Origin of the sequence: Streptomyces hundungensis (assembly GCF_003627815.1) — a bacterium.
Classification (GTDB): domain Bacteria; phylum Actinomycetota; class Actinomycetes; order Streptomycetales; family Streptomycetaceae; genus Streptomyces; species Streptomyces hundungensis_A.
Genome location: NZ_CP032698.1, coordinates 8,167,770 through 8,193,481, shown reverse-complemented (window position 1 = coordinate 8,193,481; position 25,712 = coordinate 8,167,770). Strand labels below are relative to the sequence as shown.

The following is a 25,712-nucleotide window of genomic DNA, read 5'->3' as shown; positions in this document are numbered from 1 at the left end:
TCCTCGTCGGGTGCGGCGGTGCGGTCGGCGTCGCCGCCGTGTTGCCCTCAGCCTGCCGCCCACGCGTACGCGCGCGCCATGTCCTTCAGGACAGTAATCCCACACATATGGACATGCCACGGCGCTAACCTGGAGACATGAGTACGCGCGAAAGCCCCCTCCCTCGTGCCGTGGCCGTTCTCGCGTACGACGGTGTGCGTCTGCTCGACGTCACGGCTCCGCTGGAGGTATTCAGCACGGCGGCAACCCTCGGTGCCCGCTACGCGGTGACCCTGCTGTCCCCCGACGGAGGCCCGGTCACCACTTCGGCCGGGACCCGGCTGCTCACGGATCCAGTCGGCGAACAGGTGGAACGGGTCCACACCCTGATCGTCCCGGGATCCCCCGGACTCCCCAGGGAGGTGCCGGCCCTCCTCCTGGACGCCGTCCTGACCCTCCACTCCGCGTCCTGGCGGACCGCATCCGTCTGTACCGGCGCCTTCGCGCTCGCCGAAGCAGGACTGCTGCGCGGCCGACGCGGCACCACCCACTGGCGGCACGCCGCCACGCTTACGCGACGCCACCCCGACATCGAGGTGGACGACGACGCGATCTTCGTACGGGACGGGCGGATCTACACCTCGGCCGGAGTGAGCGCCGGGCTCGACCTCGCCCTGGCCCTCGTCGAAGCCGACGAGGGCCCCGACCTGGCCCGTGAAGTCGCCCGTGACCTCGTGGTCTTTCTCCAACGCCCCGGCGGACAGTCGCAGTTCTCCGTCGCCGCCCGCACCCCCGCGCCACGCCACAGCGCGCTCACCGCACTCCTGCGATCCATCGCCGCAGACCCCGCGGCGGACCACTCCCTGCCCGAACTCGCCCGCCGGGCAGGCCTCAGCGCCCGCCATCTGACCCGGCTCTTCAACGAGGAGGTCGGCGACACACCCGGCGCATACGTCGAGTCGATGCGCCTCGAAGCAGCCCAGACGCTCCTCGACGCGGGCGCGACGGTCACGAAGGCGGCCCACCTCAGCGGTCTGGGCAGCGACGAGACCCTGCGCCGGGTGTTCCTGCGTCACTTGGGGGTGACACCCTCGGCGTACCGTGCGCGATTCCGCACGACGGATCCGAGCGGCAGTGGGCGCGGATCTCCGACCGGGTCGCAGTGGTGACCGACGAATGGGCCGCCCCACCAAGGCCGAAAGGTCGAGCGGAGGGCAGTTCGGGCCGAGGCGACGTAGGTGGACGAGCGGGTGCCGTCGTCGAGCGCGTGGGACTCGCCCTTGAGGACCCTGGCGGGAACACGGGCACGGGCTCGGCCTGGGCCGGAACCGCCGCGAGCACCATCAGCGCGTCGGCCGGCAGGGACCGGGTCCGTTCCGTTGAACGAACGCGCTCGGCACGACTCGGTCCAGTCGGCGGGTGCAGGCTGGGCACGTACCGTGGAGTGGCCCCCCGCCTCCAGGCAATCGTCACTCCACCGGCGAGATGCGCACCAAAGCTGACGCCGCCAACAACGGGCGGAGCGACGGACGATAGGGTCACCGATCAGCAACACCCGCCGCCAGTACGGTCGTTCGGCGACCGGATGGTGCCCTTCCCGCTCAGGGGGACCCCGTGAACCACACCCGCACAGTCGTCCTCATCGTCGCGGGCCTGCTCCTCGCCGGATGCGGCAGCAGCCCGGAACCGGCGCCGGCCAAGACCGTCGGAGAGGCCAGCCCAGGAACGGCCTGCACCGGCAAGAAGTGGCCACAGTCCCTCCCGCCGGTCACGGGCACGCCACTAGCCGACGCCGTCGACGGTCCACTCCGCTGCTTCAACATCACGGCGGCAGTCGCGCCCGACGGCCACGATGCCCTCCAAGACCCCACGAGCGACACCGACTGGCTCGTCACAGGAACGAAACCCGCGGCCGGAACCAGCGTCACCGAAGATCAGCCGATCACGCTCCTGCTCAACAGCCCCGATCAATGACGGCGGCGACCATCGCAGGAGCGTTGCCAGGGCCCAGTCGACGATGATCAGGACATCGCCCGCCAGATGGGAGCAGGCGGTGGCCGGGGCATGTTCGGGGGCGGGGAGGTCGCGCCATAGCTGTGCTCCGGTGATGCCGAGTAGACGGTTCCGGGGCACTCGCGGGCTCTCACGTCTCGTCGGAGTGCGCGCCGGTCCCGGCGGGGGCCCGGCTGGTGTCCAGCCAGGAGCGGGCGGGCCCGGCGGGTGCCTCGGTGTTTACGGTGAGGTGCAGACGGGTGTCGCCGCCGACACCGGGATAGCTGCGTTGTTCCGTTCCGGCGAAGCAACCGCGCAGGGCCTCCGCGACCGCTCGGGCGGCCTCGGGCGTGTGGGCGATGATCCGTACCTCGGCGTGCCCGAGCGACGGCAGTGGTTGAGTCTCGATGTACTTCACGTGAGCGTGTCCCCCTTCGGGGTGGGCGAGAAGCCGACGGGCTGCCCCGTCCACCGCCCCTCGCCGGAGCGGAGTCTGTCTCACCGGCGGGCATCCGTAGGGGACGACCCGGCGCGTCCCCCATGTCGAGGCCTGCCCCGCGGAGACCGTTTCCTCACCACCTTGGCCCGCCGCCCACCTCGGTCAGCTCGGCCGCGACGGTTCTCCCCGGCAGGACGCCGGGGCGAACGGAAACCTCCCGCCCACTCTCGCGGCCTCCGCCCGCCCGGGCACCGCAGGGCCCAGGAGACCTGCTCGGTCTCCTCGCTGCGGCTTGCCCGGAGGGCGGCGCACCGTCCGTCTCATCACATCAGAGAGCTCGCCGCCCTACTGGCCCCGGCTCGGGCAGGAAGCCCGTCTCGTGGAAGTAGGTCAGGTAGCGGGCCAGGATTTCCTCGGTCAGCACGGGTCGGTGGACGCCCAGGTCGGCCAGGATCTTGTCCGTCCTGGTCGAGTCGAAGCTCGCGTGAGTAGTCGCCTCGCGCCGCGCCCCCGCCTCGTCGCCGAGGAACAGCTGCGCCGCGTTGTGCTCCTGGGCCGCGACGCGGGCCCGCCACTGTTCGACGGAGACCGGGCGCAGTTCGTGGCCCATGCCGGCGGCCGTTTCGAACACTCGGGCCAGGGTCGGGGCGTCCGGGTTGGTGAGGTGGTAGATGTCCGTCCCCGTCAGGCTGGTCGAGGAGAGGGCCACGATCGCTTTGCTGACGTGGTCCACCGGCACCCAGTCCGTGGAGCCGGACTCCAGGTCCGGCACCATTCCCGCCTGGAGACACCCCTTGATCAACTGCCACAACAGGTCCCGGTCCTGGCAGGCGCCGGTGGCGGTGTCGCCACTGATGCGGCCCGGCCGGTGGATGGTCACCGGCAGTCCGCGTTCGCGGGCCGCCTCGACGAGTCCTTCCGCGACCCACTTGCTCTGCGCGTATCCGTCGGGCAGCGCGTCGGGCGGTCCTGTCGGGGTCGATTCGGTTACGGGGGCGGGGCGGCCCACGGGGGCGTAGACGCCGGTGGTCGAGACGTAGTGCATCCCTGGCGAGGCGGAGTCGGCGAGCAGGCGCAGCAGTTCCTGGGTGCCGGCCACGTTGGGGGCGCGCAACTCGGCGTACCCGGCGGCGAAGTTGACCCGAGCCCCGTTGTGCACGATCGGCCCGAGGCGGCGGGCCAGCGCTGTGCGGTCCTCGGCCGCCAGGCCGAGGCCGGGGGTCGCGAGGTCGCCGGGGACGGGACGGATCAGGTCCGTGTATCGGGGGTCCCAGAGACGGTAGTGCTCCAGGTTGGCCCGCAGGCGCTCCGCCGCCCGCTGTTCGTTCTCGGCGCGCACCAGGCAGTCGACCGGGCCGTCGGTGAGTTCGATGAGGTCGCGCAGGAGGAAGGCCCCGAGGAACCCGGAGGCGCCGGTGAGCAGGGGCCGGGGCGAAGGACGTGAGGGGCGTCGGGAGGGGGCCGTATCCGGGTCCGCCCGCCGACGCCGGTGGCCGGTGATGTCCGCGGCCAGGCGGATGTCGGCGGTGAGGTCGGGTGCGTCCGTGCCGGCCCGACCGTCGTCTCCCGGCGCGAGGCCCAGGAGGCGGTCCACGCCCTCCACGGTGGGCGCGGCGAACAGGGCGCGCAGGGAGAGCCGGCGGCCGCATCGCTCGCCGATCCGCCGGGCCAGGCTCACGGCGAGCAGCGAGTGGCCGCCGAGAGCGAAGAAGTCGTCGGTGACGCCGACTTCGGGGAGGCCGAGCGTCTCCGCGAACACCTCGCACAGGACGCGTTCGCGGGCGGTGCGCGGTGCGCGGCCGCCGGCGGGCCCGACCCGGTCGGGTGCGGGCAGGGCACGCCGGTCGGTCTTGCCGTTGGGGGTGACGGGCAGGGCCTCGAGGCGTACGCAGGCGGCGGGGATCATATGGTCGGGGAGCGTGTCGGCCAGGTGCGCTCGTACTTCGGCCTGGTCCGGGCCCCGCGTGCCGTCCGCGGGCACGGTGTAGGCGACCAGGCGCCGGTCGCCCGGCCGGTCCTCGCGGACCACCGCGCAGGCCGCGGCGACGCCGGGCAGCGCGGTGAGCACGGCCTCGATCTCGCCGAGCTCGATGCGGAAACCGCGGAGCTTGACCTGGTCGTCGGCGCGGGAGACGTAGACGAGTTCTCCGTCGTTCGTCCAGCGCACCAGGTCGCCGGTGCGGTACATGCGGCCGCCTGCCCGGTCGAAGGGGTCGGCGACGAAGCGTGACGCGGTCAGGCCGGCCCGGCCGTGGTAGCCCCGGGCCACGCCCTCGCCCGAGACGTACAGTTCGCCGGTGACACCGGGCGGCACCGGGGCCAGCCGGTCGTCCAGGACGTGGACGCGGGTGCCGTTGACGGGGGTGCCGATGGGGACGGCGCGGTCCGGGGCGAGGGGGCCGTCCGCGTGCTGGAAGCCGCTCATGGTGGCGCAGACGGTGGTTTCCGTGGGTCCGTAGGCGTTGACGAGGAAGCGGTCCTTCGCCCAGGCCCGTACGAGGGTGGGAGAGCAGGCCTCGCCCGCGAGGACCACGGTCGTGCCCGCGGGCAGGGAGCCGGGCGCCATGACCGCGAGGGCGGCGGGCGGCAGGGTGAGGTGGGTGATTTCCCGTTGCTCGATCAGCGCGGCGAGGGCGGGGCCGGGCATCAGTGCGTCGCGTTCGTCGATCTCCAGGCAGGCCCCGGAGAGCAGTGCCATGCACAGCTCCCAGAACGCGGCGTCGAAGCTGACGGAGGCCATGTGCAGCACCCGGCGCGCGGGGGTCACCCGCAGCCGTTCGATCTGGGTCCTGGCCATGGCGCCGGCGCCGCGGTGGGTGACCACGACGCCCTTGGGACGGCCGGTGGAACCCGAGGTGTAGATGACGTACGCGGGGTGCTCCGGGCGCAGGTTCCCGGCGGTCCGGGAGGCAGGACCCCCGGTCGGCGGGGTGGTGTTCGGGAGGTCCGTGAGGTGCAGGTGCGGCACCGCCGACTCCGGGAGGCGCCGGTGGACTTCGGGGGTGGTCAACAGGAGGCGCGGCCGGGCGTCGTCGAGCATGTAGGTCAGGCGCTGGGCCGGGTAGTCCGGGTCCAGGGCTACGTAGGCGGCGCCGGCCTTGAGGACGCCGAGGAGCGCCACGACGAGCTCGCGGGTACGGGGCAGCGCGACGGCCACCCGGTCCTCGGGGCCGATGCCCAGCGCGGCGAGACGGCCGGCGAGGTCGGCGGCGCGGGCGTCGAGCTCGGCATAGGTGAGCGTGGTGTGGGCGTCGCGGACCGCGGGAGCGTCCGGCGTGTCCCGGACCCTCTGTTCGAACAGGGCCGGGACGGTGGCGGCGGGCAGGTCCTCGACGGGGCCGGTACCCCAGGCGGCGACGCGGGCTCGCTCGCCGGGCAGGAGGACGTCGTAGGTGTGCAGCGGGCGGTCGGGATCGGCGGTGACCGCCGTCAGGAGCAGGGTGAGCCGGTCGGCGAGGTCGCGGACCGTGGCGGCGTCGAAGAGTTCCGTGGCGTAGTCGACGGCCGCCCGCATTCCGCCGGTCGCTGCGGCGTCGGTCGCTCCGCCGTCGCCCGGTGTCTCGGTGAAGGTGAAGGAGAGGTCGAACTTGCTCACCGCGGGCCGCGCCGGCACGGCGCCCACCGTGAGGCCGGGCAGATCGAGGGGGGCGGCGTGGGTGTGGTTCTGGAGGACGAGCATGGTCTGGAAGAGCGGGTGGTGGTTCTGTGAGCGGGCGGGGTTGAGGAGTTCCACCAGTCGCTCGAAGGGGACGTCCTGGTGGGCGTGGGCGGAGAGGTTGACGTCCTTGACCCGGTCCAGGAGGTCTCGGAAGGTGGGATCGCCGCTGAGGTCGGTGCGCAGGACGAGGGTGTTGACGAAGAAGCCGACGAGTTCGGACGCCGCCTCGTCGGTGCGTCCGGCCACGGCCGTGCCCAGCGGGATGTCCTCGCCCGCGCCGTGCCGGGACAGGACCACCGCGAGGGCCGCCTGGAGCACCATGAAGACGCTGCATCCCCCGGCGCGGGCGAGGTCCCTGATCCCCTGGGCGGTGGCCCGATCGAGGCCGAAGTCATGGGTGGCACCGGTGTGGCTGGGCACCGCGGGACGAGGACGGTCCCACGGCAGGTCGACCATCTCCGGCAGATCCCTCAACGCCTTTTCCCAGTACGCGAGTTGACGGGACACGAGGCTCTCGGGGTCGTGCTCGTCCCCGAGCATGGCGCGCTGCCAGAGCGCGTAGTCGGCGTAGTCCACGGGGAGTTCGGACCAGGACGGGGCGGTTTGGGTCTCGACGCGGGCTCGGTAGGCGGTGGCGAGATCGCGGCTCAACGGTGCCAGTGACGTGCCGTCGGCGGCGATGTGATGGATCACCAGGACCAGGACGTGCGCGTCCTCGGCCAGGCGCAGCAGGGTCGCCCGGATCGGGAGGCAGTGCTCGATGTCGATGGGTCGGGTCGCGGCCGCGCCGATCCGGTCGGGGAGCTCTGCCGCGCCGATCGTTTCCACGGTGAACGGCAGGCGTGCCTCGCCCGGGGGCGTGATGTGCTGGTGTGGCCCGTTCTCGTCCTCGGGGAAGACCGTGCGCAGGGCCGCGTGCCGGTCGACGATGTCGTGCAGGGCCTGGCGTAGGGCTTGGGTGTCGAGCGGCCCGTCGAGGCGTACCGCGAAGGGGATGTTGTACGTGGCGGAGGGGCCTTCGAGCCGGTGCAGGAACCACAGGCGGTGCTGGGCGTAGGACAGCGGGAGCGGACCGGTGCGTGGCTGGGGTACGAGGGCGGGGCGGGCGCTGTGTTCCGCCCCTTCCAGGGCGCGGGCGAGGGTGGCGACGGTGGGGTTGTCGAAGAGGGTGCGGATCTCGGTCTCGGTGTCCAGGGCGCTGCGTAGCCGTCCGACGAGTCGGGTGGCGAGCAGCGAGTGCCCGCCGAGGGCGAAGAAGTCGTCGTCTACGCCGACGCCGGGCAGCCCGAGGACTTCCGCGAAGAGGCCGGCGAGGATCTCCTCGCGGGCGTTGCCCGGTGCCCGGCCCGGCGTACCGGCCGGGACGGCGGGCGCGGGCAGGGCCGCCCGGTCGATCTTGCCGTTGAGGGTCAGCGGAAACTCGTCGAGGGTGTGGAAGGCGGTCGGCACCATGTAGGCGGGAAGGTGGCGCCCGATGTGCGCGCGGAGCCGGTCGGGGTCCGGAAGGTGGCCTGGCACCGGAACGACGTAGGCGGTCAGGGTGCGGTCGCCGGGCAGGTCCTCGCGGACCAGGACGCAGGCGGACCGTACGGACGGGTCGGCGCAGAGCACCATCTCGATCTCGCCGGGTTCGATGCGGTGGCCGCGGAGTTTGATCTGCTGGTCGGCGCGGGCCACGTAGTGCAGGACGCCGTCGGCGTCCCGGCGCACGAGGTCGCCGGTGCGGTACATCCGCTCGCCGGTGGCCGCGAACGGGTCGGCGACGAACCGGGTGGCGGTGAGGTCCGGGCGTCCGAGGTAGCCGCGGGCGACGCCGGGGCCCGCGATGTACAGCTCGCCCTCGGCCCCGGTCGGGACGGGGCGCAGCGCGCGGTCCAGGACGTAGCCGCGCATGCCGTCGAGGGGGCGCCCGATGGCGGGAGCCTGTCCGGGGGCGTCGTCGGCGCGTACGTGGTGCAGGGTGGCGAAGGTGGTGGTCTCGGTGGGGCCGTAGGCGTTGAGGAAGACGGTGTCGGGGTGTGCGGCGGCAAGGCGTTGGTGGACGCCGGGTGCGGCGGCTTCCCCACCTGAGGCCACCAGGCGCAGCAGGCCCAGGGCGCCCGGGTCGGCCTCGGCGATCACGTCGAACAGGGCGGTCGTCAGGAACGCCGCGGTCACGCCGTGCCGGGCGACCAGGTCGCGCAGGACGGCGGGCTGGAGGGTGCCCTCGGGGGCCACCACGACGCGCCCGCCCGTCAGGAGCGGGACCCATAACTCGAAGGTGGAGGCGTCGAAGACGTACGCGGAGTGCAGCAGAACCGCCTCGGACGCTCCGTCCGCCCACGTCCGGTCGCGGGCGAGGGCCGTGATGTCGGCGTGGGTGACGCCGACGCCCTTGGGCAGGCCGGTGGAGCCGGAGGTGAACATCACGTACGCCAGCCGGTCGCCGCCGGGCACAGTGGGAAGGGGTCCGCGGGCGGCCGAGGAGCCCTGTTCGGCGCGGCCGTCGGCGTCGACGGTGAGTACGGCGACGTCGGGGCCGAGCGCGCGCACCCACGGGTGTGTACGGGTGGTGGCGTCGACCACCAGGGCGCGCAGGGAGGCCACCTCGGCGACGCGGCCGAGGCGTTCGGCGGGCCATCGAGGGTCGAGGGGCACATAGGCGCCTCCTGCGCGCAGGGCGGCCAGGGAGGCGGTGACCTGGGCCGTGGAGCGGCCGGTGAGGATGCCGACGCCGTCCTCCGCGCGGACGCCGAGCCCGGTGAGCGCGCGTGCCGTTTCGTCGCAGGCGTCGAGGAGTTGCCGGTAGGTGAGCTGTCCGTCGGCGCCGGACACCGCGACCGCGTGCGGGTGGCGGGCGGCATGCTGGGCGACGGCATCGGGGATGCTCACGGTGGTCGGGTCCTCGCGGAGCGGGGCGCCGCGGCCCTGACGCAGGAGTTCGTTCTCCTCGCCGTCCAGGAGGACCGGGACGGCGTCGGCGCGGCGCTCGAGTCCGGCCGCCATCGCCGTCAGGATGCGGCGCGTCCGGGCGACGATGCGGGCCACTTCATCGCGGTCCAGTACGGCCTCGCGGTAGCCGAAGGTGATGCGCAGGGCATCGCCGGGAGCGATGGTGAGGGTGAGGGGGTAGTGGGCCGCGTCGGTGCCGCTGAACCCGGTGACGGCGAGGTCGGGCAGTGCCTGCTGCGCGGTGCGCAGCGCCTCCGCGTCCATCGGGTAGTTCTCGAACACGGCGAGCGTGTCGAAGAGTTCGTCCAGGCCGGTGGTGCCGCGAATCTCGGTGAGGCCCAGGTGCTGGCTGCCGAGCAGCCGGCCCTGTTCCTCCTGGAGCCGGCTCAGCAGTGCGGCCAGGGTCTCACCGGGCTCGGGGCGCAGTCGGACGGGCACGGTGTTGATGAACAGGCCGACCATCGTCTCGATGCCGGGGATCTCCGGCGGGCGACCTGAGACGGTGGTGCCGAACAGCACGTCGGGGCGTCCGGTGAGGTGTCCGAGAAGCAGCCCCCAGGCGCCCTGGACCAGGGTGTTGAGGGTCAGCCGATGGGCACGGGCCGTCTCGCGCAGCCGGCTCGTGGTGGCCGGGTCCAGGTCGAGGACGAGGGTGCGCGGAAGGTCGCCGGAACGCGGCGCGTCCGTGACCGCGCGTCCGGCGAGCAGGGTGGGCGCCTCGATACCGGCCAGGGCGGCGCGCCAGGCGTCCAGGGCGGCCGTGCGGTCCTGCCCGGCCAGCCAGGCGAGATAGGTGCGGTAGGGGGCGACGCGCGGCAGGGCGCTGTCGTCGCCGTGGGCGGCGTACAGCTCGAACAGTTCACGGACGAGCAGGGGCATCGACCAGCCGTCGAGGAGGATGTGATGGCTCGTCATCACCAGCCGGGAGCGCCGCGGCGCGGTGCGCACCAGGGTGAACCTCAGCAACGGCGGGGTGGTGAGGTCGAAGCGGCGGGTCCGGTCGGCGGCGAGGAACGCGGCGAGACGTTCCTGCGCCGTGCCCGCGGCGTCCGCGCCGGTCAGGTCGAGCTCTTCCAGCGGCGTCGGCACCTCGGCGGCCACGGCCTGCACGGGTTGGTCCAGGTCCTCGTGGAGGAACCCGACCCGCAGATTGGCGTGGCGGCGCAGCAGGCCAGCGACGGCGGCCCGCAGCGCGGTGGGGCTGACGGGTCCTTCGAGGTCGAAGACGAACTGTGCGGTGTAGACGTCGACGGCGTCGGAGTCGTACAGCGCGTGGAAGAGCATGCCGGCCTGCAACGGCGTCAGCGGCAGTACGTCCTCCAGCTGGAACCCGGTCACTTGCGTCCACCCCACTTGTTCTGAAGTCGGTCGATCTGGGCCTGGTCGAGGGAGACCAGGGGAAGGTCGGACGGTGTGTAGCCGCCCGCGTCGGGCCGTCCGGCGTGTTCGGCGATCGCGTGCAGTGCGCGCGTGAAGGCCTCGGAGAGCGCTTCGACGTCCTCCTCCTTGAGGAGGTCGCCGGGCCAGGTCCAGCGGGTCACCAGGTGCGGTCCGTCCGCCCGGTCCTCGGTGTGCGCGTTGATGTCGATCACGTGGTGGACGGGCATGTCCGGGTCCTGGCTGCGCGGCCCTCCGCCGTCGAGCAGCACCTCCCAGTCGGCGCCGGCGCCTGTGCCGCCGTCCGCCGCCTCCCCCGGGGCGGTGTAGCGCCCGAGGTAGTTGAAGCCGATCTGGGGTTCGGGTGCGGCGGCCAGGCGGGAGCGGGTGGCGGGGTTGCAGTGGCGCAGCATGCCGAAGCCGACGCCGTGGTCGGGGACGCCCCGCAACTGTTCCTTGACGCGTTTGAGGGCGCGGTCGACCAGCGCCGCGTCGAAGCGGTCCGGGTTGCGGGCATCGAGGGCCCCGGGGTCGAGGAGGACCGGGTAGAGGCTGGTGAACCAGCCCACCGTGCGGGACAGGTCGATGTCGTCGCTGATCTGTTCGCGGCCGTGGCTCTCCAGGTGGAGAAGGACGCCGCTGGGGGCCCGCTCGGTGCCGTCGCCGGGGTCCTGTCCGGCGCGCCAGGACCGTACGGCGAGTGCGAGGCCCGTGAGCAGGACGTCGTCCACCCCCGCGTGGAAGGCGGCGGGCACCCTGGTGAGCAGGGATGTCGTGGCGGCGGTGGGCAGGTGGGTGACGAGGGTGCTGGTGCGGTCGGCGGTGTCGAGACCGGGATCGAGCGGCCGCCGTCCCAACGGCGGGTCAGGGGTGCTCGTCACCGTCTCCCACAGGGCGAGTTCCGCCTCCCGCGCGGGGCTGTGCGCCTGGGTGGCCAGGAGCCGTGCCCAGTGCCGGTAGGGGGTGGCGACGGCGGGCAGTGCCGCTGCCGTGAGCCCCTCACCGTCGGGCGCCGCTCCGGTGACCGCCTGCCAGGCAGTGGCCAGGTCCGCGGCGAGGATGCGCCAGGACACCGCGTCGATGGCGAGGTGGTGTACGACGAGGAGCAGCCGCCCGCGCGCGTGGGGCCCGGCGTCGGCCCAGACGGCTTCGAACACGTTCCCCTCCCCCGGCCGGAGCCGCTCGCGGGCCCCTTCGCCCGCTTCGGTGAGGGCGGCACGGACGGCGTCCGCGCCGAGGCCCGAGACGTCGATACGGGTGAGGCGACGTCGTGCCGTGACGGTGCCCGGCGGCAGGGCTTCGAGGACGACGTCGCCGTCGGGCGTGCGTCCGGTGCGCAGGCGGAGCATGTCGTGGTGGTCCAGGAGTCGTTGCAGGGCGGCGGCGAGGCTGTCCTCGTCCGCGCCGGCGGGGGTGCGAAGTACCCCGGACTGGTTGTAGCCGTCGGTGGCTCCGGTCCGCTCCAGGAACCAGGCGGCGATGGGGGTCGGCGGCATCGTGCCGACGCCGTCCTCGACGGGGCTCGCGGTTTGGCCGCCGAGCGCCTCGGCGACGGCGGCGATGGCCTCCGGTGTGCGGTGGACGAAGACGTCTCGCGGGGAGATGCCGAGGCCGGCCTCACGCACCCGGCTGACGAGCTGGATCGACAGGATGCTGTCGCCGCCGAGGGCGAAGAAGTCGTCGTCGGTGCGGACGGCGGGGGTGTGGAGCACGGAGGCGAACACCTCGCACAGGACGCGTTCTTGCGGGGTGCGGGGCTCCCCTCCCCGCCGGGCGGTGCGGGGTCGCTCGGGTGCGGGCAGCGCCCGCCGGTCGGCCTTGCCGTTGGGCAGCAGCGGCAGTGAGTCGAGGGCGACGAAGACGGCGGGGACCATGTGCGGCGGCAGGGACGAGCCGAGCCGGGCGCGCAGTTCGGCGTCGGAGGGGAGCGCGGCAGGACCGCCGTCGGCAACGGTGTAGGCGACCAGGCGGCGTTCAGCGGGCCGGTCCTCCCGCACGAGTACGCAGGCGGCGGCGATGCCGTCGAGGCCGGCCAGAGTGGCCTCGATCTCGCCCAGCTCGATACGGAAACCGTTCAGCTTGACCTGGTCGTCGGCCCGGGAGACGAAGGTGAGCAGGCCCTCGTTGTCCCGCCGTACGAGGTCGCCCGTGCGGTACATGCGGCTGCCGGGGGGACCGTAGGGATCGGCGACGAACCGGGCGGCGGTCAGTCCGGGGCGGCGCAGGTATCCGCGGGCCAGGCCGTCACCCGCGATGTACAGCTCGCCGGTGACGCCCGGCGGCACCGGCCGCAGAGCGGCGTCCAGGACATGGGCGCGTGTGTTGTCCACGGGCCGGCCCAGCGGCACGCTGCCCTCCCCCACCGACGCCGCGGTCTCCGCGGCGTTGTAATGGTGGGCGGTGGCGTCGATGGTCGTCTCGGTGGGGCCGTACAGGTTGTGGACCGCCACGTCCCAGGCGCTCCGCACACGTTGAGCCAGGGACGGGGGCAGGGGTTCGCCGCCGCACAGGACGGCCCGCAGGGCGACGGGGGCCGGGTCGCGGGCGGTCTCGGTGAGGATGAGCGAGAGGTGGGAGGGCACGAACTGCGCGATCGTCGCGCCCGTGGTGCGCAGGCGGTCCAGCAGCCCCGCGGGATCGTGGTTGAGGGCCGGCGGCACGGGGCAGGTCGATCCGCCGTGCAGAAGCGGCAGCCACGTCTCCCAGACCGAGGCGTCGAAGCTCGGCGAGGTGCGGGCGAGCACCCGGTCCGCGCCGGTCAGGCCGAGGTGGCCGGCCATCCACGCCATGTGGTTGACCAGCGAGGCGTGGGTGACGACGACGCCCTTGGGGCGACCGGTGGACCCCGAGGTGTAGATGACGTACGCCGCGTCGCCGGGGTGCGGTGCCGCCCAGGGCTCCGCGCGATGCGTGGACCAGGCGGTCCGGTCGTCGAGTGCCAGGCAGGGCACGGAAAGACCGTGCTTTTCGGGGCGGGCGCTGCTGTGTGTGAGGAGCAGGACCGGGCGGGCGTCGTCGAAGATGTACTTGACGCGCTCCTGGGGATAGTCCAGATCGACGGGCAGATACGCGGCACCGGCCTTGGTCACCGCCAGCGTCGCGACGACATGGTCGGCGGTGCCCTCCAGGGCGAGGGCCACCAGATCGCCACGCCTGACGCCCCGGTCACGCAGGTGGTGCGCCAAGCGGTCGGAGAGCGCGTCGAGTTCACCGAAGGTGAGGTCGCGTACGGCGTCGCGTACGGCGACCGCCCCGGGCGTCCGCTCGCACTGCGCACGGAACGCCTCGGGCGCCGTGCGCGAGGCGACGGTGGTGACCGGGCCGTGCGCGGCCCGGTCCAGACCGCGCAGCTCGGCCGGGTCCAGGACGTCGACGGTGTGGACGCGCACGGATGGATCGGCGGCGAGGGTGCCCAGCAGGCGGGTCAGCCGGGCGGCGAAGGTGTGCGCAGTGGTGTGGGCGAAGAGTTCGGTGGAGAACTCCAGGACGCCTTCCAAGCCGGCGGGTTGGCCCGCGCCGTCGCGCTTTTCGGAGAAGGTGAAGGTCAGGTCGAACTTGCTGATGCCGGTGTGGACGGGCTGTTCCGTCACCGCGAGGCCGGGCAGGTCCACCGTGGGGCTTGACTGGTTCTGTAGCACCAGCATGGTCTGGAACAGGGGGTGGCGGTTCTGGACCCGGTCCGGGCTGAGGGCGTCCACGAGCCGCTCGAACGGCACGTCCTGGTGGGCGTAGGCGGCCAGGTCGAACTCCCGCACCCGGTCGATGACTTCGCCGAAGGTCGGGTCGCCGCTCAGGTCGGTCCGCACCACGAGGGTGTTGACGAAGAAGCCCACCAGATCGTCCAGGGCCTCGTCGGTGCGCCCGGCCACCGCGGTGCCCAGGGGAATGTCCGCACCGGCGCCGTGCCGGGACAGGAGCACCGAGAGCGCGCCCTGGAGCACCATGAAGAGGCTGGCTCCGCGGGTCCGGGCGAGGTCGGCGAGGGCCCGGTGGGTGTCGGCGTCCACGTGGAAGGCGAAGGCGTCGCCGCGGTGTTCCGTGACCGCAGGGCGCGGCCGGTCGCAGGGCAGTTCGAGCAGGTCGGGCGCGCCGGCCAGCGCGGTGCGCCAGAAGTCGAGCTGCCGGGCGGCCGGGCTGGACGGGTCGTCCTCGTCGCCGAGCAGCGCGCGCTGCCACAGGGTGTAGTCGGCGTACTGGACGCCGAGTTCCGACCAGGCGGGTTCGATGCCCCCGGCGCGGGCCCGGTAGGCCTCGGCCAGGTCGCGGGCGAGAGGGGCCAGGGACCAGCCGTCGCCGGCGATGTGGTGGACGAGCAGGACCAGGACGTGGTCCCGGTCCCCCAGCCGCACCAGCCGGGCCCGTACGGGAAGCTCGGTGGCGATGTCGAAGGCGTGGGCCACCACGGCGGCCAGCACCTCGTCGAGCAGGGCCGGGTCGGTGTCGCGGGGCGTCAGGTCGAGGTCGGCGTCATGGGCGTCGCGGACCACCTGGCGCGGCACCCCGTCGGTGTCGGGGAAGACGGTGCGCAGGCTCTCGTGCCGTCCGACAACGTCTTCGAGGGCCTGCTCCAACGCCCCGCGGTCGAGCGGGCCGGCCAGGCGCAGCACGAGCGGCACGTTGTAGGTGGCGCTGGGTCCCTCGAAGCGGTTGAGGAACCACAGGCGCCGCTGAGCGAAGGACAACGGCAGCGGATCGGGCCGGTCAGGAACACGTACCAGTGGCGTCCTGGCCGTCTCGGCGTCGTCCAGCACGGCGGCGAGCGCGCCCGGGGTGGGGTGCTCGAAGAGGGCCTTGACCTGGAGCTCCACCCCGAGCACGGTCCGGATGCGTGCGGTCAGACGGGTGGCGAGCAGGGAGTGGCCGCCCAGGGCGAAGAAGTCGTCGTCGACGCCCGTCCCGGTGAGACCGAGGATGTCGGCGAAGAGTCCGCAGAGGATCTCCTCGCGGGCGGTGCGAGCGGCGCGCCCGCGGGCCGACACATGGTGCTCGGGCTCGGGCAGGGCGCGCCGGTCCACCTTGCCGTTGACGGTCAGCGGGAGCGCGTCGAGCAGGACGAACGCGGACGGCACCATGTAGGCGGGCAGGGACCGGGCGACCGCCTTCGCCAGCTCGCCGGCTTCGGGAAGGGCGCCGGCGGCCGGCACCACGTACGCGACGAGCCGCCGGTCGCCGGAGGGTTCTTCGCGGACGACGGCGAACGCGTCGGCCACGCCTTCCTGGCAGGCCAGCACGCCCTCGATCTCGCCGAGTTCGATGCGGTAGCCGCGCAGCTTCACCTGTCCGTCGGCGCGCGCGACGTACTCGATCCGCCCGTCGCGGGTCCACCGCACGAGATCTCCGGTGCGGTACATGCGCCCGCCGGCTCCTTCGAACGGGTCGGCCACGAAGCGCGTGGCGGTCATGGCCGGAAGCCCGGTGTAGCCGCGTGCCACGCCGCGCCCCGCGAGGTACAACTCGCCCACCACGCCCGGCGGGACCGGGCCGAGGGAGCTGTCGAGGACGTACAGGCGCATGCCGTCCAGCGGGCGCCCGATGGGCGGCGGTCCCGGCGGCAGATCCGCCTCCACATGGTGGCGGGTGGCGAAGGTGGTCGTCTCGGTGGGGCCGTACACGTGCAGGACGCGCGGACCGGGCGCGAGGCCCGCGACGCGCTGCATGGCGTCCGGGGAGGCCAGTTCTCCGCCGGCGCACACGAGCCGCAGGCCGGCGAAGGCACCCGGATCGGTCTCGGCGATCACGTTGAACAGGGCGGTGGTCAGGAAGACGGCGGTCACCCCGTGCGTGTGAACGGCGTCGTCGAGGACCCTGGCCTCCAGCACGCCGTCCGGTGCGACGACCACCCGGCCGCCGTTCAGCAGGGGCGCCCACATCTCGAAGGTGGAGGCGTCGAAGACGTAGGCCGAGTGCATCAGGACCGCGTCGGCGGCCCCGCCCTGCCAGGCGGAGTCGGCCGCGAGCGCGATCACGTCGGCGTGGGTGACGCCGACTCCCTTGGGCACGCCCGTCGAGCCGGAGGTGAACATCACGTAGGCGAGACTCCCCGGACGCGGCGCGGCTGCCGGGGCGCGGCCCGAGAGTTCGGGCTGCCCCCGCAGGATGCGGCCGGCCCGGTCGATGACGACGACGGGCAGGCGGCGGGCCGCCTCGGTCACCCACGGGGACGTGAGGGTGTCCTCGTCGACGACGAGGACCCGCACGGCCGCCAGTCCGGCGACCTGGTCGAGCCGTTCCCCGGGCCAGCGTGCGTCCAGCGGTACGTACGCGCCGGCGGCTCGGACCGTCCCGAGAGACGCCGCCACGACACCGGGTGACCGCGTGAGCAGTACGCCGACACCTGACTCGGGACCGACGCCGTGGCCCGCCAGTGCGCGGGCCAACTCGGCGGAGACCCGGTCGAGTTCGGCGTAGCTGAGGCCGGTGGTGCCGTCGGTGACGGCCACGGCGTCCGGTGTGCGGCGCGCCTGGGCCGCGAAGCGTGCGGGCAGGGTGTCGTCCGCGGTGTCCGCGGGCAGCGCGCGGCCGGCTCCCCAGTACGCGATACGGCCGTGCTCCTCCCGGGACATCAGGTCGTAGGCCGCCAGCGGCCGACCGGGGTCGGCGACGGCCTGCTCCAACAGGCGCACCAGACGGCCCGCGAAGGCCTCCGCGGTGGTCCGGTCGAACAGGGCGGTGGCGTACTCGATCCCGGCGGCCATGCCGCCCAGGTCCGGCTCCTCGGTGAACGCGAAGGTCAGGTCGAACTTGCTCAGGCCGTTGTGGACGAGCCGGTCCTCGACCGTGACGCCCGGGAGGTCGGGGCGGGCGGTCTCCTGGTTCTGTAGGACGATCATCGTCTGGAACAGCGGGTGGTGGTTGCGGGCCCGGACGGGGTTGACGCTCTCGACCAGTCGCTCGAACGGGACGTCCTGGTGAGCGTAGGCCGCCAGGTCGAACTCCCGGACGCGCTCGAGGAGTTGACGGAAGGTCGGCGTGCCGGAGAGGTCGGTGCGCAGCACGAGCGTGTTGACGAAGAACCCGACCATGTCCTCCAGGGCCTCGTCCGTGCGACCGGCGACGGGAGAGCCGAGCGGGATGTCGTCGCCCGCTCCGTGCCGGTGGAGCAGGGTGGCGACGGCCGCCTGGAGGACCATGAACAGGCTGCTGCCCGACTCCCTCGCCAGCCGCACGAGCCCGGCGTGCAGGGCGGGGGGCACCTCGAAGGTGTGAACGGCGCCCCGCGGGTCGGTGGTGACCGGGCGCGGCCGGTCCAGCGGCAGGTCGATCAGGCCGGGCAGCCCGGCCAGGGCGGCGCGCCAGTGGTCGAGCTGCTGCCGCAGGACGCCGTGCTCCTCGATGCCGTCCCCGAGGGCGGCGTGCTGCCACAGGGTGTAGTCGGCGTACTGGAGCGGGGCGCCGGCGTCCAGCTCGGGTGCGCGGCCCGCGAGCCGGGCCCGGTAGGCGTCACCGAGGTGACGGGCGAGCGGGGCCAGGGACCAGCCGTCGCCCGCGATGTGGTGCAGGACGAGAACCAGGACGTGGCGGTCGGGCGCGCTCCGCAGGAGCAGCGCGCGCAGCGGCAGGTCGGTGACGACGTCGAACGGTTGCTGTACGGCGGCCAGAACTTCGGCCTCCAGGTCCGTGGGCGCGATGCTCACCACGGGCAGGCCGGGAGCGGCCTCGCCGGTGGGAAGGACGTGCTGGCAGGGGACGCCGTCCCGTTCGGGGAAGACGGTGCGCAGCGTCTCGTGCCGCTCCACGACGTCACACAGGGCGGCGCGCAGGGCGTCGGTGTCCAGCGGTCCGGCGAGTTGGAGGACCAGCGGAATGTTGTAGGTGGAGCTGGGGCCTTCGAACCGGTTGAGGAACCACAGACGCTGTTGCGCGGGGGACAGCGGCATCGGGTCGGGCCGCTCCGCCGCGGGCACGACGGGCGGACGGGCCCGGCCCGGCGCGTCGAGGGCGCGGGCCAGGCCGGCCGCGGTCGGGTGCTCGAACAGGGTGCGCACCTGCATCTCGGCGCCCAGGACGGCGCGGACCCGGCTGACGACGCGCATGGCGAGGAGCGAGTGCCCGCCGAGGTCGAAGAAGTTGTCGTGCGGTCCGACCGCGGAGCGGCCCAGCACGTCGGCGAGGATGCCGGCCAGCAGGTCCTCCCGGAGGTCGCGCTGTGCGGGGCCGGTGGTGAGCTCGGCCTCCGGATCGGGTTGCGGCAGGGCGCGCCGGTCGACCTTCCCGTTGGGCAGGAGCGGCAGGTCGTCCAGGAGGACGACGGCGCCGGGCACCATGTAGTGCGGGAGCGTCCGGGAGAGGTCGTCGATCAGGACGGAGGGACGCAGGGCCGGGTCGCCGGTGACGGCATAGGCGACGAGACGGCGCTGCCCGGGTACGTCCTCGCGGATCACGGCGCGGGCGGCCGTGACACCGGGGCGCGCCAGGAGTGCGGCCTCGATCTCACCGAGCTCGATGCGGAACCCGCGCAGCTTGACCTGGTCGTCGCCGCGGGCCACGTAGTCGAGCAGACCCTGCCGGTTCCATCGCACGAGGTCACCCGTGCGGTACATGCGGGTTCCGGCGGGGCCGAAGGGGTCCGCGACGAAGCGGGCGGCGGTCAACCCCGGGCGGCGCAGATAGCCGCGGGCGAGGTTGGGACCGGACAGATAGAGCTCTCCGATGACGCCGGGCGGTACGGGTCGCAGGCTGTCGTCGAGGACGTAGGCGCGCATGGTGTCGACGGGGCGGCCGATCGGTACGGTGTCGGACGGGCCGGAGTCCCACGGACCGCCGACTCGGTGCGCCGTCGCGTCGATGGTCGCCTCTGTGGGGCCGTAGAGGTTGTGCACCTCGGTCCCCCACACGCCGGTGACGTGGTCGGCGAGCGCTCGGGGCAGGGGTTCTCCGCCGCACAGCACGGCGCGCAGCGCGGGCAGCGGCGCGGCGTGAGCCGCCTCGGCGAGGACGAGGGTCAGGTGCGAGGGCACGAACTGGGCGACGGTGACGTCGAATCGGCTCATCCAGGAGACGAGGGCCTCCGGATCCCGGTTGGCGTCGTGCGGCAGCACGCAGACCTCGGCGCCGTTGGTGAGCGGCAGCCACAGTTCCCACCCGGAGGCGTCGAAGCTGGTGGAGGTGCGGGCCAGGACACGGTCGTCCGGGGTGAGCGCCAGGTGCCGGGCCATCCATTCCATGTGGTTGGCCAGGGCTACGTGGGGCACGACCACGCCCTTGGGGCGGCCGGTGGACCCCGAGGTGTAGATGACGTACGCGGGGTCCGCCGGATGCGCGTCCGGCGTGAGCACGCCCGGGCTGACGGCACGGCTGCCGGGGGCATCGAGTGCGACCCACGGCCGGTCACCGGACGGCAGTGCTGCCTGAAGCTCCGTCGTGGTGAGGAGCAGGGCGGGCCGGGCGTCTTCCAGCATGTGCCGGATGCGGGCGGCGGGGTACTCCGGGTCGATCGGCAGATAGGCGGCGCCGGCCCGCAGAACGCCCAGCATGGCCACGACGCCGTCCACGGACGCCGGGATGGCGAGGGCCACCTGGTCCTCGCGGCCCGCACCCCGCTCGCGCACCAGATGGGCGACGGCATCGGCGCGGGCATCGAGTTCGGCGTACGTGAGGCTCGTGTCCGCGTCGCGCACCGCGACCGCGAGGGGCGTCCGCGCGGCCCACTCCCGGACCGCTTCGGGTACGGTCCGGGCCGGCACGGGGCGCTCCGTTCCGCGTCCCTGGGCAAGGAGGTGCTGTCGCTCGCCGGGCGCGAGCGGGTCGAGGTCGCCGACGGGACGGTCGGGGTCGGCCACGGCCTGGGTCAGGATGCGGGCGAAGCGCTCGCACAGGGCGCGGGCCGTGGCGGCGTCGAAGAGGTCGGTGGCGTACTCCAGATATCCACCGATGCCGCCCGGTGAGCCTGCCGACGCGCACTCGCCGGGTCCTGCGGTCTCGACGGACTCGACGAGCGAGAACGTCAGGTCGAACTTGCTGATGCCGGTGTGCCGCGACCGGTCTTGGACGCGTACGCCGGGCAGGTCGAGGGCCACCCGTTCCTGGTTCTGGAGGACCAGCATGGTCTGGAACAGCGGGTGGTGGTCACCGGACCGCTCGGGGTTGATCTCCTCCACGAGCCGTTCGAAGGGGATGCCACCGTGGCTGAAGGCGGCGATGTCGAACTGCTTCACCCGATCGAGCAGCGCGCGGAAGGTGGGGGCGCCGGACAGGTCGGTGCGCAGGACGACGGTGTTCACGAAGAATCCGACCAGGTCGTGGAGAGCCTCGTCGGTGCGCCCGGCCACCGCGGTGCCCAGGGGAATGTCCGTACCCGCGCCATGGGCGTGCAGCGTGACGGCAAGGGCCGCCTGGAGCACCATGAACGGGGTACAGCCGGTGGCACGAGCGAGCCGCACGAGGGCGCTGTGCGCGGCTGCGGGCAACTCGAAGGGGACGGCGTCGCCCCGATGGCTCGGCACAGCGGGCCGCGGCCGGTCGAGGGGGAGTTCGAGCAGGTTCGGGGTGCCGTGCAGTGCCTCCCGCCAGAAGGCGAGCTGCTTGCCGGCCAGACTTCCGGGATCGTCGATGTCGCCCAGCAGCGCGCGCTGCCATAACGCGTAGTCGGCGTACTGCACCGTCAGCGCGGGCCAGTCGGGCGTGCCCGTGCCCGCCCTCCTGGCCCGATAGGCGGCGCCTAGGTCGCGGCTGAGCGGAGCGAGGGACCAGCCGTCGGCGACGACGTGGTGCAGGACGAGGACCAGGATGTGCCGGCCGGGGGCCGGCCGAAGCAGGTGGGCGCGGACGGGAACATCGCCGTCGAGGTCGAAGGGCGCGGCGGTCAGGCGGCGCACCGTCTCCTCCACCCAGGCATCGGCGGACTGTCCGGCGGTCGGCGACTCGACGGTCAGCGACGCGAGCGATGCGGCGACGCTCGCGTCGAGGACCTCCTGGTGGGCGACGCCGTCCCGTTCGACGAAGACGGTCCGCAGGCTTTCGTGCCGGGCGATCACATCGGCCAGCGCGCCGCGCAGGGCGTCCGTGTCGAGCTGTCCGTCGAGTTCGAGGACGAGCGGGACGTTGTAGGTGTCGTTGGGCCCCTCGACACGGTTGAGGAACCACAGGCGCTGCTGCGCGAAGGACAGCGGAATCGCTTCGGGTCGCGGCTGCGGCACGAGGGCGGGTCGGGCGGCCGCGCCGGTGTCGAGGGCGACGGCCAACTGGGCGACCGTCGGGTGGTCGAAGAGTGTCCGCAGCTCGACCTCCGCGCCCAGAGCCGTGCGCACCCGGCCGGCGAGGCGGGCCGCGAGCAGCGAATGTCCGCCCAGCGAGAAGAAGTTGTCGTCCACACCGACGGCCGGGACGCCCAGGACGTCGGCGAACAGGCCGGCCAGCACCTCTTCCTGTGCCGTGCGCGGCGCACGGCCGGTTGCCGTCGTCACCTGGGGGACGGGCAGGGCGCGCCGGTCCACCTTTCCGTTGGCGTTCAGGGGCAGTGCGTCCAGGAGGACGAAGACGGAGGGCACCATGTAGGAGGGCAGCGCGCGTCCCACGCGGCGGGCCAGCGCGCTGTCGTCCGGGCGGCACCCGGGCGCCGGCACGACATAGGCGACGAGCCGCCGGTCGCCGGGCACGTCCTCACGGACCAGAACACAGGCCGCCCGCACCTCCGGGTCGGCGAGCAGCGTGTTCTCGATCTCGGCGGGCTCGATGCGGTACCCGCGCAACTTGACCTGCCCGTCGGCGCGCCCGACGTATTCGATGTCACCGTGCGCCGTCCAGCGCACGAGGTCGCCGGTGCGGTACATCCGGCGCCCGTGCGCGTCGTACGGGTCGGCGACGAACCGGGTGGCGGTCAGCGCGGCCCGGCCCTGGTAGCCGCGGGCGACGCCGGGGCCGCTCACGTACAACTCCCCCACGACACCCGGCGGAACCATCGCGAGCGTGTCGTCGAGCACGTACAGACGCATCCCGTCGAGAGCACGGCCGATGGGGGGCACACCCGTCGTGTCGGGAGTGACCGGGTGACGTGTGGCGAAGGTCGTGGTCTCGGTGGGGCCGTACACGTGCAGGACACGCGTGCCCGGCGCGGCGGCGGCCACCCGCTGCATCAGCTCGGCGGAGGCGGTCTCACCTCCCGCGGCGACCAGGCGCAATCCCGTGAACGCCGCCGGGCGCTCCTCGGCCACCACGTTGAACAGAGCCGTGGTCAGGAATGCCGCGGTCACGCCGTGCCGGGTCACCATGTCCTCGAGGCCGCTCGCTTCGAGGACGCCGCCGGGCGCCACGACGACCTTCCCGCCGTTCAGGAGGGGGACCCAGATCTCGAAGGTGGAGGCGTCGAAGACGTAGGCGGAGTGGAGCAGCACGGCGTCCGACACGCCGTCCGTCCAAGCGGCGTCGACAGCCAGTGCCAGGACGTCCGCGTGGGTGATGCCAACGCCCTTGGGCAGGCCGGTGGAGCCCGAGGTGAACATCACGTACGCGAGCTGGTCACCGCGGGTCGCCGAGGGCAGGGGGCCGTGTCTCACGGGGGCGCCGCGCACGACGACGCCGAGGTCGTCGACGACCACGACCGGCAGGGTGGCGGACTGCTCCCGCACCCAGGGGTGGTCGGCGCCGGCCTCGTCGACCACCAGGGCGCGCAGGCGGGCGACATGGGCGACGTCGCCGAGCCGTTCGGCCGGCCACGTGGCGTCCAGCGGCACGTATGCCGCGCCCGCACCTACCGCGCCGAGCGTCGCGGTGACCACCGCCGGCGTGCGGCCCACGAGGACTCCGACGGCGTCCTCGGCACCCACTCCCCAGCCGGCCAGGGCCCCGGCGAGGTCGTGCGCCGTGCGCGCCAGGTCCCGGTAGGTGAGGGTGACGGCGCCGTCCACGACGGCCGGGGCTTCGGGGGCCCGGCGAGCCTGGGCTTCGAACGCTTCCGTCAGGCTCCGTGCCACGACGTGCGCCGGCAAGTCGTCGCCGCGCCCCTGCGCGAGCAGCGTGGTCGCGGCGGTCTCGTCGAGGAGAGGCAGGTCGCGCAGCGGGGTGTCGGCGTCCGCCGCGGCGAGAGTCGACAGGTAGGAGACGACGGCGTGCTGGTGCAGCCGGACGTCTTGGGGGTGGTAGAGAGCGGGGTTGGTGTCGAACCCGATCAGCGGACCCGTGCCCTCGGACCGTTCGGAGACGAAGAGGGACACGTCGTCGACCGGGCCGATGGAGAGCAGGCGGGAGGAGGCGGGGCAGCCGCCGAAGTCGAGGTCGTAGGCGTAGCCCATGATGTTGACGACGACATCGGTGAGGCGGGCCGCGCTGTCGGTCATGTTCAGTTCTCGGGCGAGCTGTTCGCGAGAGAAGCGGCGGTGGCGCAGGGCGTCCCGCATCTCGGCGGCCACCGTGCGGACGAGGTCGCCGACGGTCAGGTCCGGGGTGACGGTCAGGCGCAGCGGGAGGATGTTGGCCGTCATGCCGATGATGTGGCGCAGTCCGCCGTGGCGGCCGTTGGAGGCGAGGCCGACGGTGACGTCCCGCGCCCCCGTGACCCGGCCGACGTAGGCGGCGACGGCGCTGACGAGTACGGCGGTCCAGCTGGTGCGGTGGCCCGCAGCGAGCCGGCGGAGGTCGTCCAGGACGGTGACGGGCAGGGTCTCGCCGCTGTGCAGCCGTACGTCAACCTCGGCCGGGGCGGGTAAGTCGGCGCGGCGGCGCATGAGCGTGCCGCCGCGCAGGGCCCCGCCGTCGGCCGTGCCCGATGTAGCGGACGGGCCGGTGGCCAAGTCCCCGAATTTGCCGGTCCAGTAGGCACGGTCGGTTTCGTACCGGTCGGAGTTCCGGTAGTCCGCCTCGTCCGCTACGAGCGTGTGCAAGGGTGCGGACGGCAGCTCGAGCTCGGCGAGGTTCTCACCGCGAACTGCACGTGAGTAGAGGTCGGCCACCGTACGGGCGAACTCCGCGCCGCCGAGACCGTCGACAGCGATGTGGTGGTAGCGGACGTACCAGTAGTGCCGCCGGGGGCCCAGGCGTAACAGCGCGAAGTGGTGGCGGGGGGCGTCGATGCGGTCCACCGTGACCATGTCGTCGGCCATGTACCGCTCGGCCTCGGCCAGGGGATCGGCGCTCTCGGACAGATCGACCACACGGAGCCGGCCCGCCTCCGCCACCGGCTCCCGGACGACGCGCTGGCGGACTTCCACGTCCTCTACGACGAACTCGACGTTGAGGCTGTCGCAGAGCGCTGCGGCGCGAGTTACGGCGGCGTCGAATAACTCCTCGTCGAGAGTGCCGTGGATGTCGAAGCACTCGCCGATGTTGTATTTGGGGCTGTCCGGGTCGACCAACTGACCGTACCAAACGCCTTGTTGAGCGGCGGTCAGTTCGAAGGACTCCTGCCGAACCGTGCGTGAGCGGTTTCCATGCATACCGGAGACACCTTTGGGGAGAATTTTGGGGACGGCAAAGAAAGCCCGGGTGATTTCGCTCCACAGCCGAGCCGACAGCGGAGACGGCGTCGGGCTGGAACCGGGACGGAACACCATCACACCCGGGCGTCAGCCAGGATCCGTACCGGTTGGGTGATCCGGCACGAGAGGGGTCCACCGCACACACCGCGGTTCCGAGCGGGGCGGTGCACCGGTGATCCGGGACAGGCCACGGTGAAGGGCGGACGAGCGGTCGCGCATGTCTTCATGACCAGCTCATGCGCACGCTCAAAACGATTTCGCTCAAGCGGAGGCGGAATCGGTACTCGGGAACGCCGGGGCGCCGTTCGGCTCGGGAAGCGTCGGGGCCCCGCAGCGCTACCCGGCGTCGGCCTCCATCGCCCGGACCAGACTGGCGGGCCTCATGTCACTCCAGGATCCCTCGATCGCGTCCAGACACTCCTGACGCGACCCCTCCGGGCCGTCGGCCCGCCACCCACCCGGTATGTCGAGGTGTGCCGGCCAGAGCGAGAACTGGCCCTCCTCGTTCACCAACGTCACGAACCGCCCCGACTCATCGTCGAAAGGATTAGTCATGACCTACTCCCCCACCTTTTCTCGACTACCTTCGGAAAGTGCATGCCGTTCTCGTCAACGCGGCTCGGCCCAGCGGCCCTACCACATCCCTCAGCCCCCTCGAGGCCCCCAACCCCAGACAGCCGCGAACTGACGGCACACCGTTTGCCGATCCACCAGTACCCCCCCTCGACGCGTTCACGCCAATCACCTTAGAGGAATTCGGCGAGCGGGAAGCGCTCAACGTCCAATTGCCCAGGGGCACTTGGGGCCGCGTCTCACATAGTGAGTGTGGAGAGCTTCTTGTAGCAGGTCAGAGCGGTGGCGAGGACAAGGAGGGCGGGGAAGGGGAGTCTCCCCCTCGGGCGGTGGACACGCTGATACCGGATCCGGC

General features: G+C 72.9%; 6 protein-coding genes. 2 read left to right on the top strand and 4 right to left on the bottom strand.

Annotated elements, in window-relative coordinates; all coding sequences use genetic code 11:
* The first annotated feature begins 137 nt into the window (after positions 1–137).
* Both DWB77_RS36420 and DWB77_RS36410 read left to right on the top strand, forming a co-directional pair.
* A complete protein-coding gene (locus tag DWB77_RS36420) occupies positions 138–1,148 on the top strand; it encodes a GlxA family transcriptional regulator (protein ID WP_120726936.1) in 1,011 nt (336 codons plus the stop codon).
* A 445-nt stretch (positions 1,149–1,593) separates the two neighbouring features.
* Positions 1,594–1,953, top strand: coding sequence for a hypothetical protein (locus tag DWB77_RS36410; RefSeq protein ID WP_120726934.1), 360 nt, complete (start codon positions 1,594–1,596; stop codon positions 1,951–1,953).
* Between the two features lie 169 nt (positions 1,954–2,122).
* Here the strand turns inward: DWB77_RS36410 and DWB77_RS36405 are convergent, their stop codons facing one another.
* The 4 genes from DWB77_RS36405 to DWB77_RS36390 all read right to left on the bottom strand — a co-directional run bounded on the left by DWB77_RS36405 (position 2,123) and on the right by DWB77_RS36390 (position 25,339).
* On the bottom strand, positions 2,123–2,389 hold the full coding sequence (locus tag DWB77_RS36405; protein WP_174248669.1) for a hypothetical protein: 267 nt from the start codon (positions 2,387–2,389) through the stop codon (positions 2,123–2,125).
* Between the two features lie 349 nt (positions 2,390–2,738).
* Positions 2,739–10,337 carry a non-ribosomal peptide synthetase gene (locus DWB77_RS36400; protein WP_120726932.1) on the bottom strand — a complete coding sequence of 2,533 codons (7,599 nt, stop codon included), beginning with the start codon at positions 10,335–10,337 and terminating at the stop codon, positions 2,739–2,741.
* A complete protein-coding gene (locus DWB77_RS36395) occupies positions 10,334–24,742 on the bottom strand; it encodes a non-ribosomal peptide synthetase (RefSeq protein WP_120726930.1) in 14,409 nt (4,802 codons plus the stop codon). Before DWB77_RS36395 ends, DWB77_RS36400 begins: the two co-directional genes overlap by 4 nt.
* Before the next feature lie 378 nt (positions 24,743–25,120).
* Positions 25,121–25,339 (bottom strand): MbtH family protein, encoded by a 219-nt coding sequence (locus DWB77_RS36390; RefSeq protein ID WP_120726928.1) that lies wholly within the window; start codon positions 25,337–25,339, stop codon positions 25,121–25,123.
* Positions 25,340–25,712: the final 373 nt, after the last annotated feature.

Excerpts from the sequence above, each read along its gene's own strand:
- DWB77_RS36420 (WP_120726936.1), top strand. The coding sequence starts at position 138 with ATGAGTACGCGCGAAAGCCCCCTCCCTCGTGCCGTGGCCGTTCTCGCG.
- DWB77_RS36395 (WP_120726930.1), bottom strand. The coding sequence starts at position 24,742 with ATGCATGGAAACCGCTCACGCACGGTTCGGCAGGAGTCCTTCGAACTG.
- DWB77_RS36390 (WP_120726928.1), bottom strand. The coding sequence starts at position 25,339 with ATGACTAATCCTTTCGACGATGAGTCGGGGCGGTTCGTGACGTTGGTG.